Source organism: Nonomuraea fuscirosea (assembly GCF_003001935.1).
Taxonomy (GTDB): domain Bacteria; phylum Actinomycetota; class Actinomycetes; order Streptosporangiales; family Streptosporangiaceae; genus Nonomuraea; species Nonomuraea fuscirosea.
On record NZ_PVNG01000003.1, the window covers coordinates 459,211 to 473,449 of the forward strand.

At 68.4% G+C, this 14,239-nt stretch carries 12 protein-coding genes; 7 read left to right on the top strand and 5 right to left on the bottom strand.

Translation table 11 applies throughout. The features are described from left to right. Nucleotides 1-18: 18 nt before the first annotated feature. From B0I32_RS09140 to B0I32_RS09150, 3 genes are all read right to left on the bottom strand, one after another. Nucleotides 19-855 carry a hypothetical protein gene (locus tag B0I32_RS09140; protein WP_146178094.1) on the bottom strand — a complete coding sequence of 279 codons (837 nt, stop codon included), beginning with the start codon at nt 853-855 and terminating at the stop codon, nt 19-21. 71 nt (nt 856-926) lie between these two features. Beyond that, the gene (locus B0I32_RS09145) at nt 927-2,474 is read right to left on the bottom strand and encodes a DUF1996 domain-containing protein (RefSeq protein ID WP_219911700.1); all 1,548 of its coding nucleotides are present in this window, start codon (nt 2,472-2,474) and stop codon (nt 927-929) included. Then, nucleotides 2,471-3,115, bottom strand: a complete 645-nt coding sequence (locus B0I32_RS09150) for a DUF4142 domain-containing protein (RefSeq protein ID WP_106236724.1) — start codon at nt 3,113-3,115, stop codon at nt 2,471-2,473. The genes B0I32_RS09145 and B0I32_RS09150 overlap by 4 nt, the downstream gene beginning before the upstream one ends. Before the next feature lie 108 nt (nt 3,116-3,223). On the opposite strand from B0I32_RS09150, the gene B0I32_RS09155 reads away from it, so the two are divergent. The 3 genes from B0I32_RS09155 to B0I32_RS09165 all read left to right on the top strand — a co-directional run bounded on the left by B0I32_RS09155 (nt 3,224) and on the right by B0I32_RS09165 (nt 9,232). Further along, entirely contained in the window at nt 3,224-3,778 is a 555-nt protein-coding gene (locus tag B0I32_RS09155) for a sigma-70 family RNA polymerase sigma factor (protein WP_245955696.1), read from the top strand. Continuing rightward, nucleotides 3,778-3,978, top strand: coding sequence for a zf-HC2 domain-containing protein (locus B0I32_RS09160; RefSeq protein ID WP_106236725.1), 201 nt, complete (start codon nt 3,778-3,780; stop codon nt 3,976-3,978). The genes B0I32_RS09155 and B0I32_RS09160 overlap by 1 nt, the downstream gene beginning before the upstream one ends. Before the next feature lie 379 nt (nt 3,979-4,357). After that, the gene (locus tag B0I32_RS09165; RefSeq protein ID WP_106236727.1) at nt 4,358-9,232 is read left to right on the top strand and encodes an NAD-glutamate dehydrogenase; all 4,875 of its coding nucleotides are present in this window, start codon (nt 4,358-4,360) and stop codon (nt 9,230-9,232) included. 301 nt (nt 9,233-9,533) lie between these two features. Here the strand turns inward: B0I32_RS09165 and B0I32_RS09170 are convergent, their stop codons facing one another. Beyond that, nucleotides 9,534-10,553 (bottom strand): DUF8094 domain-containing protein, encoded by a 1,020-nt coding sequence (locus B0I32_RS09170; RefSeq protein WP_146178095.1) that lies wholly within the window; start codon nt 10,551-10,553, stop codon nt 9,534-9,536. A 47-nt stretch (nt 10,554-10,600) separates the two neighbouring features. On the opposite strand from B0I32_RS09170, the gene prfB reads away from it, so the two are divergent. Further along, on the top strand, nt 10,601-11,716 hold the full coding sequence (gene prfB, locus B0I32_RS09175; RefSeq protein WP_106236730.1) for a peptide chain release factor 2: 1,116 nt from the start codon (nt 10,601-10,603) through the stop codon (nt 11,714-11,716). Here the strand turns inward: prfB and B0I32_RS09180 are convergent. After that, nucleotides 11,702-11,893, bottom strand: a complete 192-nt coding sequence (locus B0I32_RS09180) for a hypothetical protein (RefSeq protein WP_106236732.1) — start codon at nt 11,891-11,893, stop codon at nt 11,702-11,704. The two genes, prfB and B0I32_RS09180, sit on opposite strands and share 15 nt — an antisense overlap. Nucleotides 11,894-12,094: 201 nt before the next feature. Between B0I32_RS09180 and ftsE the strand changes: the two genes are divergently transcribed. The 3 genes from ftsE to smpB are packed head-to-tail and all read left to right on the top strand — an operon-like array spanning nt 12,095 to nt 14,228. Beyond that, nucleotides 12,095-12,784 (top strand): cell division ATP-binding protein FtsE, encoded by a 690-nt coding sequence (gene ftsE / locus B0I32_RS09185; RefSeq protein ID WP_091079803.1) that lies wholly within the window; start codon nt 12,095-12,097, stop codon nt 12,782-12,784. A 20-nt stretch (nt 12,785-12,804) separates the two neighbouring features. Beyond that, entirely contained in the window at nt 12,805-13,713 is a 909-nt protein-coding gene (ftsX, locus tag B0I32_RS09190; RefSeq protein WP_106236733.1) for a permease-like cell division protein FtsX, read from the top strand. 47 nt (nt 13,714-13,760) lie between these two features. Beyond that, the gene (gene smpB, locus B0I32_RS09195; protein WP_106236735.1) at nt 13,761-14,228 is read left to right on the top strand and encodes an SsrA-binding protein SmpB; all 468 of its coding nucleotides are present in this window, start codon (nt 13,761-13,763) and stop codon (nt 14,226-14,228) included. The last annotated feature ends 11 nt before the right edge of the window (nt 14,229-14,239 follow it).

The following is a 14,239-nucleotide window of genomic DNA, read 5'->3' on the forward strand; positions in this document are numbered from 1 at the left end:
GCGCGAGCAGGACGGTGGTCATCCTGCCTCCCGATATCTGCGCCGGGCCTCTGCGAGGCTCACGGGTGCGGCGGCCGCTCTCGGTCCTGCCGCCGCCGCGCCGGCGGCGACAGGAGCCTTCATCGGACGTTCTGACGGGACGCCCACGGCGGCGGCCGCGGTCACCGGGGGCGCTTCGACCTTCTCGGGTACGATCGGCGGCCGGCGCAGCGAGGCCAGCACGCGGACGATCAGCGCACCGCCGACCGCCGCCATGCTGGCCACGTACGACCAGGCCACCCAGCCGGCCGGCGGACGGCCGGCCGTCAGGCCATGCATGATCCCGACGGGCCAGGCCAGGTAGGCGGCCGAGTGGAAAATCCGCCACATCCATGGCCTGCTCCGTGTCGCGAACCGCCCCCTGAGCATTCCCGTCACCACGGCCACGACCATCAGGTCGAAGGCCAGGGTGCCGAACCCCACGTAGATGCCCGCGACCGGCACGACCGCTGCCCCCGGCGGCACGTGACCCAGGCTGATCATGAGCGTGATGTGGGTGATCAGGTACGCCAGGCCGATCAGCGCGGTGGCCCGGTGCGCGAGCTGTGCCCTGACCCGGTTGGCCGGCGACAGGAACACGCGTTCGGTGGTGAGCAGGCCGAGCGCGACGGTCGCGGTCAGCAGCACCAGGGCGAACACGCCCGCGTAGAACTCGAGGAAGCCGACCCCCTGGCCCAGCATCCCGATCCCGCGCTCCGTCCTGGTCAGCGCGAACGCCGACAGGAGGATCGCCATGACCGAGGCGCTCGCCCCCAGCCGGACACTCCTGGTGTCCAGCTTGGTGGGGGCGTGCCGGGGGCTACGTCTGTGGAGCATGTATTTCCCTCCAGGGTCGAGTGAGGGTGCGACTCGGAAGGCTGCGCCGCCCGAGGGGCGGGGGGTTCAGGTCAGCAACGGCGCCCCCGGTTGATGCACGAGACGACGGTCTGCATCAACCGGTCAGGCATGACGTTGACGAAGTCACCGTGGTCCGTGACCGGGTTGTGCTTCTGTTCGGGGAAGGCGTCCACGGCGAACGACGGCCCCTGGGGCACGCTGTACCCGAGGGTCATGCGCAGTCGCGGAATCGCCCGGGTGCCTTGCGGGCAGGCTCCGTTCTGGTCGGGGAAGACCACGTGGTTCCGATGGTTCGCGCTGTCGGTGTTCTGACCGTCCCAGCAGCTGGGGAAGTCCAGAATACGGAGCAGTTGGCTGCCGCGCGGGCAAAGCGTGTATTTGTCCGGACTTATGCGGTTTTGGAATCCTGAGCAGCTCCAGCCGGCGCGGGCGTTGGCGGTGCCGTTCGTGGCCGCCTTGGCGTCACCGGTGATGATCCGGATGAACCTCGGCATCGCGACCACCTGGGAGGTGGCGTTGCCGCCGAACTCCAGCCGCACGGAGCGCGGGCGCAGCACGGTGCCGACGTTGCCGTCGGGGTCGTTGGCGTTGACGTCCGACTTGCGGTCCCTGATCACGGGCCAGTAGTACGTGGACTGGTCGCCCAGCCGGCAGGTCGTGCCCGCCGCCGCCAGGCTCTCGTCGGTGGAGAACGCGTCCGTCGACAGGTTGCCCACGTAGTCGTGCAGGTGGTGCGCGCCGTTGCTCACACCGGGAGCGACGATGAAGTTGTCGGGGTTGTTGTGGCCGTTACGGTTCGTGCCGCACTGCGAGACGAAGGAGCCGCGGGAGCCGTTGCGGGCGGGCCGCGCGTCGAGGCGCACCGGCGCCACCTGGCGGATGTTCACGAAGTCCTCGGGGAACGGGCCGAGGTCGGCGCAGGCCTCCTCCTCGTCGTTGCCGCCGGTCGCGGTCGGGGAGGCCGAGGGGGAAGCGCTCGGGTCCGCGTCGCCCCCGTCGTCGGGGTTCTGCGTCTGGCTGGGGCTCGGGCTGGGGGAGTCGGTCGGCCGGCCGCCGTTGCCGCCGCGGCGGCGGGACTGGACCGTGGGGTTGTCCTCCGGCGCGGTCTGGGAGGCGTCGGCGCCCTGGTCCTGGTTCTGGTCCTGACCCTGGCCTTGGTCCTGACCCTGGTCCTGGCCGTCAGGGTCCTGGGCGGGGTCGAGCGCGACGCTGCCGCCCTGAGGGGCCTGCTGGTCGTCGCCGGTGCCCTGTTGGTCCTGCTGGTCCTGCTGCCCCTGCTGGTCACCGTTCTGGCCGGTGCCCTGCTGGTCGCCGTTCTGGCCGTTGTCCTGCTGGTCGCCGGTGCCCTGCTGGTCCGGCTGCTGCTGATCCTGCTGCCCCTGCTGGTCCTGATCCTGATCCTGGTCCTGGTTCCGCTGGCCCCGCTGGTCGCGGTTCGGCTGCTGGGACTGGCTCGCCTGAGGTGACTGCTCGGCGGGGTCGCAGTGGTCGGCGAAAGCCGGGCTGCTGCTCACGCCGATGACGGCCGCCGATACCAGGCCGCCTGCCGCCATGGCCAGAGCGGATGCGGCCGCGGCCATGCGTCTGGATCTCCTCATGTGTGTCTCCTCTTTTCCACCGCCATCGCGACGGGTGGAGCAGGTGCGGGAGTCGGGGGTTCGGGCAACTGGCTGTGATCGACCAGGCCGGTCGACTCCAGGTACGCCATATGGCGCATCACGTAGTTGATGCCTTCTCCGGCGAATTTCCGGATGTCGGAGTTGCGCGTTCCGGCTCGTACGCTCGCCAGGGTGCTGAAGACCTTGCCGTGAGCTGCACGCAGCAGGTTCACGTAGTCCTTGTCGAAGGCCGGTCCGCTCTCGGCGGCCATCTGGGCCATCCAGCGTTGCTGGTCGGGATTGGGCTCGTCCGGCAGGGCCACGCCCAGCTTCTTGGCGGTCTGGCGGGTGATCAGGTCGAGATCCATGTGCTCGCCCATGATCAACTTGCCGACCTCCTTCACGCGCTGGGACTCGGCGCGGGTCTGGGCGTACTCGCCGGCGGGCATCTCCCATAGCCCTGCCTGACGGACTTTGATCAGCAGATCGCGGTCGGCAGCTGTGAGCGGTCCTGACGACGTCTGTGACCATTGGGCGGCCGCGGGATCGATCGATGGTGGCATGACCAGCACGATCGTCACGGCGGCGGCTACGACGAAGCCGCCGAGCATGAACAACTCGCCGCGCAAAAGCCTGTGCATGGTCGGAGGTACGCGCCTGTACCGGTTCTGGTTCACCTATGGCCGGAGATAGTTAGAAATGACTGGAGTTATCGGAGTGGCTACCGCTTGGATAACGAAGGTGTAAAGATGTGCCCCGTGCTAGGTCACCTCGACGGCAGGTTCGAGAGTGCGGATGCCGAGGCGGAGCATCGCATCGCGGTGCTTTACCAGGAGTTCGGCGGCCCTCTGCTGCGACACGTCCGCAAATCCACAGGTAACGACCTTCAGTGGGCTGAAGACGTTGTGCAGGAGACGCTCGTCCGAGCCTGGCGGAACTCGGCAAGACTGCAATGGGAACCGAGCCTCATATGGGCATGGCTGCTTACCGTGGCCCGCCGCATAGTCATTGATGGGCGTCGGCGTAAGAGCGTGCGGCCGCAGGAGGTCGAGCCGCCCGAAGTCGACATGATGTCGGTCCCGGACGGATCGGAGCGTGCGCTGTCGGCGATGGTCGTCGCGGACGCTCTCCGGTCGCTGTCCGAAGAACACCGCCAAGTCATTGAGCACACCTATCTCCGAGACCGTACGATAAGTGAGGCGGCGGAGATTCTGGGGATCCCGCCGGGCACGGTGAAGTCCCGGCTCTACTACGGGATCCGGGCTCTCCGCGAGCTGCTGCGGGACAAGGGGGTAGCCGGCTGATGCATGACGGGGTGGCCGCTTACGTCCTCGGTGTCCTCGACGATGAGGAGCACGAGGCCTTCGAACGCCACCTCGACACATGCGAGCGCTGCCAGGCGGAGCTGGTCGAGCTCGCCGAGCTGCCGGACCAGCTCGACGAGCTCAAGAACTCCCCCTCCTCGACCTCAGGCGACGACCCCCCGATGTCGATGTCACATTGACGTTTATGTCCTTTTCGGGTGGTATCGGTACGGCGAGGCGTTGCGCCCGGCCCCGCGGCCAGGCGGTCAGGGGGAGGTGTTCGGTGGGCATCGAAGGCGATGCGCCCGTTCCCCCGCGTCGGCGGTCCGGTGATGAAGGCGGCCGGCTGTCGTACAGCGGCCGTTTTCGCATGTTCCGGCCCCGGCATCGGTCTCGGCCCCATCCCCGGCCCCTCGCCCAGCGGCGCCGCAGGCTCTCCGAGCCCGCGCCGTGGGATGCTGGTCCGACCGCCCTCACCCAGCGTGGTAGCACACGCCCGCACTACTTCCCGCTGCTGTGGGAACCAAGGGCCTGGCTATGAACAGCCATGGCGAACCCTCACAAAGGAGTGAGAGCGAAATGCCGCTCGACGAGGCCAAGGACGAGCTGCTCCAGAGAGCCGCAGAGAGTTGCGCGGTGGGCAGCGAGCATCTGAGCGCCGAGGAGGCTCTGTCCTTCCTCCGGTTCTACTACCGGCATGTCGCGCCGGAGGACCTGCTCGACCGCAACCCCGTTGACGTGTACGGCCCCGCGATGTCCCAGCGCCGGCTGGCCGAGCTCCGCCCCCAGGGCAGGGCCGTGGTGCGGGCCTACACCCCCACGATCGACGAGCACGGCTGGGACCCCGGCCGCTCCGTGGTGGAGGTGGTCACCGACGACATGCCGTTCCTGGTGGACTCGGTGACGATGGAGCTCGACCGGCACGGCCTGGGCACCTATCTGGTGGTCCATCCGCAGATGCGGGTGCGCCGCGACATGACGGGACGGATGCTCGGCCGCGGCCAGGAGGACGTGACCGGCCAGATGCTGGTCGAGTCGTGGATCCACATCGAGATCGACCGCCAGTCCGACCCCGAGGCGCTCAAGCGGGTCGAGGGCGACCTGCAGCGGGTGCTCACCGACGTGCGCCACGCGGTCGAGGACTTCAGGAAGATGCGGGCGCTGGCGGTGCAGACCGCCGAGGACCTGAGCATGAACCCGCCGCCGCTGGAGCCCGCGGAGGTGGAGGACAGCCTCGACCTGCTGCGCTGGCTCGCCGACGGGCACTTCACGTTCCTCGGCTACCGCGAGTACCGCCTGGAGCACACCGACGAGGGCGAGACGCTGCGGGCGCTGCCGGGGGCGGCGCTGGGCATCCTGCGCGACGACAGGGCCGGTTCCGACAGCTTCGCCGCGCTGCCCGCCGAGGTGCGGGCCAAGGCGCGCGAGAAGCAGCTCATGATCATCACCAAGGCCAACTCCAGGGCCACCGTGCACCGCGCCACCTACCTCGACTACATCGGGGTCAAGCTGTTCTCCCCCGACGGCGAGGTGATCGGGGAGCGGCGCTTCCTCGGCCTGTTCACCCACGTGGCCTACAGCGAGTCGATCTCCAGGATCCCCGTGCTGCGGCGCAAGCTGGGCGACGTGCTCGAAGCGGCCGGGCTGACCGCCGACAGCCACGACGGCAAGGACCTGATCGAGATCCTCGAGACGTTCCCGCGCGACGAGCTCTTCCAGACCTCGGTCGACCAGCTCCTGCCCATCGCGATGGGCGTGCTGCGGCTGCGCGAGCGCAAGCAGGTCAAGCTGTTCCTGCGGCGCGACGACTACGGCCGCTACATCTCCTGCCTCATCTACCTGCCGCGCGACCGCTACACCACCAAGGTCCGGCTGAAGATGGAGGAGGTGCTGCTCAAGGCGCTGGGCGGCAGGTCGCTCGACTACAGCGCGATGATCGGCGAGTCCGTGCTGGCCCGGCTGCACGTGGTCGTGCGCGGCGAGCGCGGCACCCCGCTGCCGCGGCCGAGCGTGGACGTGGAGGAGCTGGAGGCGCGCCTGGCCGCCATCACCCGCTCCTGGGAGGACGACCTGGCCACGGCGCTGGGGGAGATGACCTCCGAGGAGGAGGCGCCCGCGCTCATCAAGCGGTACGCCTCCGCCTTTCCCGAGGGGTACAAGGTCGACTTCCCACCCAAGGTGGCCGTGGTGGACCTGCGGCGGCTCGAACACCTCGTCGAGCAGGGTGACGGCGAACGGGTCGAGATCAACCTGTACGAGCCGTACGACGCCGAGGAGGGCGAGCGGCGGCTCAAGGTCTACAAGGTCGGTTCGCCGATCTCGCTGTCCCAGGCGCTGCCGCTGATCCAGCGGCTCGGCGTGGAGGTCGTGGACGAGCGGCCGTACGAGATCGACCGGGACAACGACCCGCGCACCAAGAACGCCTGGATCTACGACTTCGGGCTGCGGTACACCCCCTCGGACGAGGTCGACAGGAACGACTTCAAGCGCCTCTTCCAGGACGGGCTCACCGCGCTGTGGCACGGGCGGGTGCAGGCCGACGACTTCAACGCGCTGATCCTGGCCGCCGGGCTGACCTGGGAGCAGGTCGAGATCTTGCGGGCCTACGCCAAGTACCTGCGCCAGGCCGGGAGCACGTTCTCGCAGCCGTACATGGAGCAGGTGCTCAGGGACAACGTGCGGCTGGCGCGGCTGCTCGTGCAGCTGTTCGAGGCCAAGCTGGATCCGCGGCGGGGCGAGGACGTGCGGGTGGAGCTGGTGGACGCGCTGCACGAGGAGATCCTCGGGGCGCTGGACGCGGTGGCCTCGCTGGACGAGGACCGCATTCTGCGGGCGTACCTGGAGATGATTCAGGCGACATTGCGCACCAATTACTTCCAAACAGTGGATGGTCGCCGCAAATCGTACATATCGCTCAAACTCGACCCCGGGGCCATTAGTGTCCTGCCGTTGCCGCGGCCGAAGTACGAGATTTTCGTGTACTCGCCGCGCGTCGAAGGCGTGCATCTGCGTTTCGGGAAAGTCGCCCGCGGCGGGTTGCGGTGGTCGGATCGGATGGAGGATTTCCGGACGGAGATTCTCGGCCTGGTCAAAGCACAGATGGTGAAAAATACCGTTATTGTGCCGACTGGGTCCAAGGGCGGCTTTGTTGTTAAGCGTCCGCCAAAGTCTGGTTCGCGGGAGGACGTGCTCGCCGAGGGCGTGGCCTGCTACCGCACGTTCATCTCCGGGCTGCTCGACGTCACCGACAACCTGGTGGACGGCAAGGTCGTGCCCCCGCCCGACGTGGTCAGGCACGACGGCGACGACACCTACCTCGTGGTCGCCGCCGACAAGGGCACCGCCACCTTCTCCGACATCGCCAACAGCGTGGCCAAGGAGTACGGCTTCTGGCTCGGCGACGCCTTCGCCTCCGGCGGCTCGATCGGCTACGACCACAAGGCCATGGGCATCACCGCCCGCGGCGCCTGGGAGTCGGTCAAGTACCACTTCCGCACCATGGGCGTCGACGTGCAGAGCACCGACTTCACCGTGGCCGGGATCGGCGACATGTCGGGCGACGTGTTCGGCAACGGCATGCTGCTGTCGCGGCACATCCGGCTGGTGGCCGCGTTCGACCACCGGCACATCTTCGTCGACCCCACGCCGGACGCCGCCCGCACCTACGCCGAGCGGCAGCGGCTGTTCGAGCTGCCGCGCAGCTCGTGGGAGGACTACGACGCCAAGCTGATCTCGGCCGGCGGCGGCGTCTTCCCGCGCACCGCCAAGTCGATCCACCTCACGCCGCAGATGCACGAGGCGCTCGGCATCCCGGCCGGCGTCACCTCCATGGCGCCCAACGACCTGATCAGCGCCATCCTGAAGGCTCCGGTCGACCTGCTGTGGAACGGCGGCATCGGCACCTACGTCAAGTCGGCCGCCGAGTCCAACGCCGACGTCGGTGACAAGGCCAACGACGGGCTCCGGGTCAACGCCTCCGACCTGCGCTGCAAGGTCATCGGGGAGGGCGGCAACCTGGGCTTCACCCAGCTCGCCCGGATCGAGTTCGCGCTCAACGGCGGGCTGGTCAACACCGACTTCATCGACAACAGCGCCGGCGTCGACACCTCCGACCACGAGGTGAACATCAAGATCCTGCTCGACCAGGTCGTCCGCGACGGCGAGCTGACCGACAAGCAGCGCAACCAGGTCTTCACCTCGATGACCGACGAGGTCGCCGACCTGGTGCTGCGCGACAACTACGCGCAGAACGTGGTCCTGGCCGCCTCCCGCTCGCAGGCCGTCGAGATGCTCCACATCCACGCCCGCTACCTGCGCAAGCTCGAACGCGACGGGCTGGTCAACCGGGAGCTGGAGTTCCTGCCCTCCGACAAGACCCTCGCCGAGCGGCGGCAGGCCAGGCTCGGGCTCACCGCGCCGGAGTTCGCCGTGCTGCTGGCCTACACCAAGCTGGTGGCCGACGCCGAGCTGCTCGGCTCCGACCTGCCCGACGACCCCTACCTGGCGTCGTGGCTGGTGTCGTACTTCCCGTCGGCGCTGCGGGAGCGGTTCCGCACGTACATGGACGAGCACCCGCTGCGCCGCGAGATCATCACCACCTGCGTGGTGAACGAGCTGGTCAACTCGGCGGGCACCACGTTCACGTTCCGCTTCGGCGAGGAGACCGGCGCCTCGACGCCCGACATCGTGCGCGCCTACCTGGTCGCCAGGGAGGTCTTCGACCTGCCGAGCTTCTACCGGGCCGTGGAGTCGCTGGACAACGAGATCGACACCGCCACCCAGATCGCCATGCTGCTGGAGGCGCGCAAGCTGGCCGAGCGCGGCGCCCGCTGGCTGCTGGTCAACCGGCGGCCGCCGCTCGACCTGGCCGGATCCGTCAGCTTCTTCATGAAGGGCTTCAACGGGCTGCTGGCCCACATCCCGAAGCTGCTGACCGGGCCCGACCTGGCGGCCTACGAGGATCGCCGCGACTCCTTCGCGGCCCGTGGCGTGCCCATGGAACTGGCCGAGCGGGTCGCGGGGATGGTGCCCGCGTACTCGACGCTGGACCTGGTCGAGATCTCGTCGCTGACGGGGCGGCCGGTCAGCGAGGTGGCCGAGGTCTACTTCGACCTGGCCGACCGGCTGCAGCTGGCCCGGCTGCGCGAGCGGATCATCGCGCTGCCCCGCGACAACCGGTGGAACTCGATCGCCCGCTCGGCGCTGCGCGACGACCTGTACGCCGCGCACGCCTCGCTGACCAGGGACGTGCTGGCCCACAGCAAGCCGGGGCTGCCGCCGGAGGAGCGGCTGGCCCGGTGGTCGGACGCCAACTCGGCGGCGGTGTCCCGGGCCCGCCAGACGCTGTCGGAGATCTGGGAGAGCGACAACTTCGACCTCGCCACGCTGTCGGTCGCCCTCCGCGCCATCCGCACCCTCGTCGCCGCCAGCAACCTCCCGCACACGGAGGCATAGTTCTCCGGTGTTCCGGGCTTCTCCCGCTCGTCCGGGAGAAGCCCGTTCTTCACGCGCTGTCGTGGGCCGGCGTCCGCGGCCTGCCTCCCCGGGGAGCAGGCGCCGGTGCCGGCCTGGAAGCGAGGACACGGCGCTGCACGGGCCCGCCAGGCGTCGAACGACCACGGAACGGGGCCGACTGTGCGCTCCGTCACGGCGGCGCGCCACAGACCGGTCAGAGGCCGTTTCCCTGGACGGGGGCCGGCCCACGACGGCGGGTGGCCGGCCACGGCAGCGCGTGAAGGATGCTGCTTGAAAGGTGTTACTGGCCGACGGCGCCGGTCAGACCGCCGTCGTGGGCGATCACGGCGGCGGCGGCCGGAGCGGTGAGCGGCGGCACCAGCGTCGCGTACTGGTGGACCTCGGTGAGTTTGAGGCTCAGCCGGACGGTGCCACCGGTGAGATAGCGGCTGGCCTCCTCCGGCACCGGGATCTTGTACGACTTGTCGACCATGTTCTTCGTCGTGCTCGTGCGCGACAGCGAGTACTGGATCAGCGCGCCGCCGTTCTCCGTCCGCAGCCCGTAGACCGGGTAGTTGTCGGCGCTGAAGATCGAGTCGTAGCTCAGCTCGTTGAACTTGGCGTCGCCGCGCAGGGTGGCGATCTGCTCGGCCACCTCCGTCGTGTAGGGCCCGGGGGCGAGCAGCCCCGCCGTGACCCCCGACTTGCCCGTCTCGGCCACGCTGGCGTGCACGGGGCCCATGAACTGCGGGCTGATCGTCACCGACTTGTCGTCGGCCGCCACCGCCGTGGCATAGCCGTCGGCGTCGAGCGCCACCGGCGGCATCTCCTGGCCGGGCAGCAGCCGCGCGGCCGAGCTGAACTGCCAGTTGTCGCCGGACTTGGCGAACGTCACGATCGTCGGCTGCTCGTCGCGGGTGACCAGGGCACTGAACCAGGGCGCCCGCTCGCCCGGCGCGAACCGGGGGACCAGCAGCGTCGGCGTGCCCCACCGGTAGCGCGGCGGCGCGTAGTCGGTGGCGGAGTAGGCGGCCACGGTGAGCGCGGCCTGGCCGCCGACCGTGAGGTCCTTCGCCTGCTGCAGCCTGCCCCGCAGCTCGCTCTTCACCCGCAGCAGGTCGTCGGTGGCGATGAATTCGGCGAACGCGTCGGCCGCCTCCTCGCGGGTGACGGCCGGCTCCTGCGCCGAGGGCGAAGGCCGGGCCGTGCCGGACTCGGCCGCCTTGGTCGGGGCGGGCGGGGCGCCACCGCTGCAGGCGGTCGCCCCGGCGAGCAGGCCGGCGGCGAGCGCCAGCATCTTCCGCCGACCGTAAGCACGCACCTCGCCATGTTATTCGGGCCCGCGAGGGTCGCGTACCCTTGGGAGACGTGGCAGGCATCGATCCGGCAGAAGAGATCAACGAGCTCGCGGGCACGGTCCGCAGCATCCAGGACGTGCTCGACCTCGACGCGATGCGCAAGCAGATCGCTGAGCTGGAGCAGCAGGTTGCCGCGCCCGACCTGTGGGACGACCCCGACCAGGCCCAGAGGGTGACGAGCAAGCTCTCCCACCTCCAGGGCGAGCTCAACCGGGTCGAGGGCGTGGCGCGCCGGCTCGACGACCTGACGGTCCTCTACGAGCTCGCGGCCGAGGAGGCCGACGACGACACGCGGGCCGAGGCCGACAAGGAGCTCGTGACGCTGAAGTCCGACATCGGCGCCCTTGAGGTGCGCACCCTCCTGTCGGGCGAATACGACGCCCGCGAGGCGCTCGTCACCATCAACTCCCAGGCCGGCGGCGTCGACGCGGCCGACTGGGCGGAGATGCTGCTGCGCATGTATCTGCGCTTCGCCGAGCGCAAGGGCTACGCCACCGAGGTCTACGACACCTCCTACGCGGAGGAGGCCGGCATCAAGTCGGCCACGTTCACGATCAAGGCGCCTTACGCCTACGGCACGCTGCGCGGCGAGCACGGCACCCACCGGCTGGTCCGCATCAGCCCGTTCGACAACCAGGGGCGGCGCCAGACGTCGTTCGCGGGGGTCGACATCGTGCCGGTGGTCGAGCAGACCGACCACATCGACATCAACGAGGACGAGATCCGCGTCGACGTCTACCGCTCCAGCGGCCCCGGCGGCCAGGGCGTCAACACCACCGACTCGGCCGTGCGCATCACGCACCTGCCGACCGGCATCGTCGTCTCCTGCCAGAACGAGCGCTCCCAGCTGCAGAACCGGGCCACCGCGATGAATGTGCTGCAGGCCAAGCTGCTGGAGCGCAAGCGGCAGGAGGAGGCGGAGAAGATGTCGGAGCTGCGCGGCGCCACCACCACGTCGTGGGGCACGCAGATCCGCAACTACGTGCTGCACCCGTACCAGATCGTGAAGGACCTGCGGACGGGCACCGAGGCCGGCAACCCCTCAGCCGTGCTCGACGGCGACCTCGACGAGTTCATCGAGTCGGAGATCCGCTGGATGCGGCGGCAGGAGTCAGGCACCGACTAGGTGCTCGGCCACCAGGCTCAGCAGCAGCAAAACCAGCAGCAGGCCGACGACGAGAGCGGGTGACAGCCCGGCGAAGCCGTGGTTGTGCATCCGCTCCCTGTTGGCGCGGCACAGGGGGCAGCGGCCCTCGATCACGGGGTGGGCGCACTGCGCGCATACGAGGTGTTGGCAACTCATGTCAGCCCCAAGTCTAGCCGCACAATCGTTTTGTTTCCGTTATGGACGTTCCATGCCAGTCTTCCCCCTAGACTGTCGTCTGGCCAATCGGAACGTCGATCATCAGTAAAGAGACGCCCCCGATCGGCCGGTGGCGGGAAGTGGGCATGTGCCACCCTCGCTTCCGTCCTGACCCCTAGACTGGCATGCCGTGATGCTCTCGTGATCCATTTCGATAATGTCACCAAGGTCTACGCGAACCAGAACCGGCCCGCTCTCGACCACGTCTCCGTCGACGTGGACAAGGGCGAGTTCGTGTTCCTCGTCGGTCCCTCGGGATCAGGCAAGTCCACGTTCCTGCGCCTGATCCTCAAGGAGGAGCGGCCCAACTCCGGGGCGATCCACGTCGCCGGCAAGGATCTGGCCCGCCTGTCCAACTTCAAGGTGCCGCACCTGCGCCGCCGCATCGGCTGCGTGTTCCAGGACTTCAGGCTGCTCCCGAACAAGAACGTCTACGAGAACGTGGCGTTCGCGCTCGAGGTCATCGGTAAGCCCCGGCGGTTCATCCGCAAGGTGGTTCCCGAGGTCATCGAGCTGGTCGGCCTCGAAGGCAAGGCGCACCGCATGCCCGACGAGCTGTCCGGCGGCGAGCAGCAGCGCGTCGCCATGGCCCGCGCGTTCGTCAACCGGCCGATGATCCTGCTGGCCGACGAGCCCACGGGCAACATCGACCCCGCGACGAGCATCGGCATCATGAAGGTGCTCGACCGCATCAACAGGACTGGCACCACGGTCGTCATGGCCACGCACGATGCGGCCATCGTCGACTCCATGCGCAAGCGTGTCGTGGAGCTGGAGGACGGCAAGATCGTCCGTGACCAGTCGCGTGGCGTGTACGGCCAGGCGTACTGACAGGGAGCTGCAGACAAGACATGCGGGCGAATTTCATCTTCTCCGAGGTCTGGATCGGCCTCCGTCGCAACCTGACCATGACGATCGCGGTGATCATCACCGTGGCGGTCGGCATGGCGATGCTCGGCGTCGGCCTGATGATCAACAGTCAGGTCGGGCTGATGAAGGGCTTCTGGAACGACAAGGTCGAAGTGTCGGTCTTCCTGTGTAAAAAGGGAACGGCCATGCCGGCCTGCAACGGCAAGGCGATCACGCCCGCGCAGACCAAGGCGCTCGAAGCGCACATCAAGGGCACCCAGGGCGTCAAGCAGGTGTTCTTCGAGAACGAGACGACCGCGTACGAGAACTTCAAGCAGTCGTTCTCGTCCAACAAGGCCCTCGTGGACGCCACCAAGGTGGAGGATCTGCCCCAGTCGTTCCGGATCGCGCTCAAGGATCCGGACAACTACGAGTCCGTCATCCAGGCGGTCACCGGTCAGCCCGGTGTCGCTCAGGTGATGGACCAGAAACAGCTGATCGCCCCGTTCTTCAGCATGCTCGACAAACTGGCCATCGCCGCGCTCACCGTGGCGATCATCCTGGTGCTGGCGGCGGCGCTGCTGATCGGCAACACGGTCCGGCTGTCGGCGTTCAACCGGCGCCGGGAGACCGGCATCATGCGGCTGGTCGGCGCCTCCAACCTCTACATCCAGCTGCCGTTCGTCATGGAAGGCGTCATCGCCGGCCTGGTGGGCGGCGTGTTCGCGGCGGTCATCCTGATCGTGGCGAAGGTGTTCCTGTTCGACCAGATCGTCGGCTTCTTCGGCGGCGCCACGGCCCTGCTGGGCTGGAACGACGTGGCCCAGACGATCACGATCACCATGATCATCGGTGTCGTGATCTGTATCCTGGCCTCGTTCGTGACGTTGCGGCGCTACCTGAGGGTGTAGTCGTGCACATGGGTCGTCCCCGCCCCGGTCGCCGGTAAAGTCGAACCATGCCACGTGAGACCGGGCGGAAGGTCATCGCCCAGAACAAACGTGCTCGGCACGACTACCACGTCGAGGACACTTTCGAGGCGGGTCTCGTGCTCCAGGGCACCGAGGTGAAGTCGCTCCGCGAGGGTCGCGCCTCGCTCGTCGACGGCTACGCCAGCATCGACGGGAACGAAGCGTGGCTGCTCAACGTGCACATCCCCGAATATTCGCAAGGGACGTGGACCAACCACGCGGCGCGCCGCAAGCGCAAGCTGCTGCTGCACCGCAAGGAGATCGAGAAGCTCGCCGCCAAGACGAAGGAGGGCGGGCTGACGATCGTGCCGCTGGTCCTGTACTTCAAGGACGGCCGGGCGAAGGTCGAGATCGGCATCGCCCGGGGCAAGAAGGACTGGGACAAGCGGCAGGCGCTGGCGGAGCAGCAGGCCAAGCGAGAGATGGCCCGGGCCCTGCGCGGCCGCAACCGATGAGACGGCGGCAC

What these genes read in the sequence shown, in the direction of transcription:
- B0I32_RS09150 (WP_106236724.1), bottom strand. Translation starts at nt 3,115, where the DNA reads ATGCACAGGCTTTTGCGCGGCGAGTTGTTCATGCTCGGCGGCTTCGTC.
- B0I32_RS09160 (WP_106236725.1), top strand. Translation starts at nt 3,778, where the DNA reads ATGCATGACGGGGTGGCCGCTTACGTCCTCGGTGTCCTCGACGATGAG.
- B0I32_RS09155 (WP_245955696.1), top strand. Translation starts at nt 3,224, where the DNA reads ATGTGCCCCGTGCTAGGTCACCTCGACGGCAGGTTCGAGAGTGCGGAT.
- ftsX (WP_106236733.1), top strand. Translation starts at nt 12,805, where the DNA reads ATGCGGGCGAATTTCATCTTCTCCGAGGTCTGGATCGGCCTCCGTCGC.
- smpB (WP_106236735.1), top strand. Translation starts at nt 13,761, where the DNA reads ATGCCACGTGAGACCGGGCGGAAGGTCATCGCCCAGAACAAACGTGCT.
- B0I32_RS09140 (WP_146178094.1), bottom strand. Translation starts at nt 855, where the DNA reads ATGCTCCACAGACGTAGCCCCCGGCACGCCCCCACCAAGCTGGACACC.
- B0I32_RS09180 (WP_106236732.1), bottom strand. Translation starts at nt 11,893, where the DNA reads ATGAGTTGCCAACACCTCGTATGCGCGCAGTGCGCCCACCCCGTGATC.
- B0I32_RS09165 (WP_106236727.1), top strand. Translation starts at nt 4,358, where the DNA reads ATGCCGCTCGACGAGGCCAAGGACGAGCTGCTCCAGAGAGCCGCAGAG.
- B0I32_RS09145 (WP_219911700.1), bottom strand. Translation starts at nt 2,474, where the DNA reads ATGAGGAGATCCAGACGCATGGCCGCGGCCGCATCCGCTCTGGCCATG.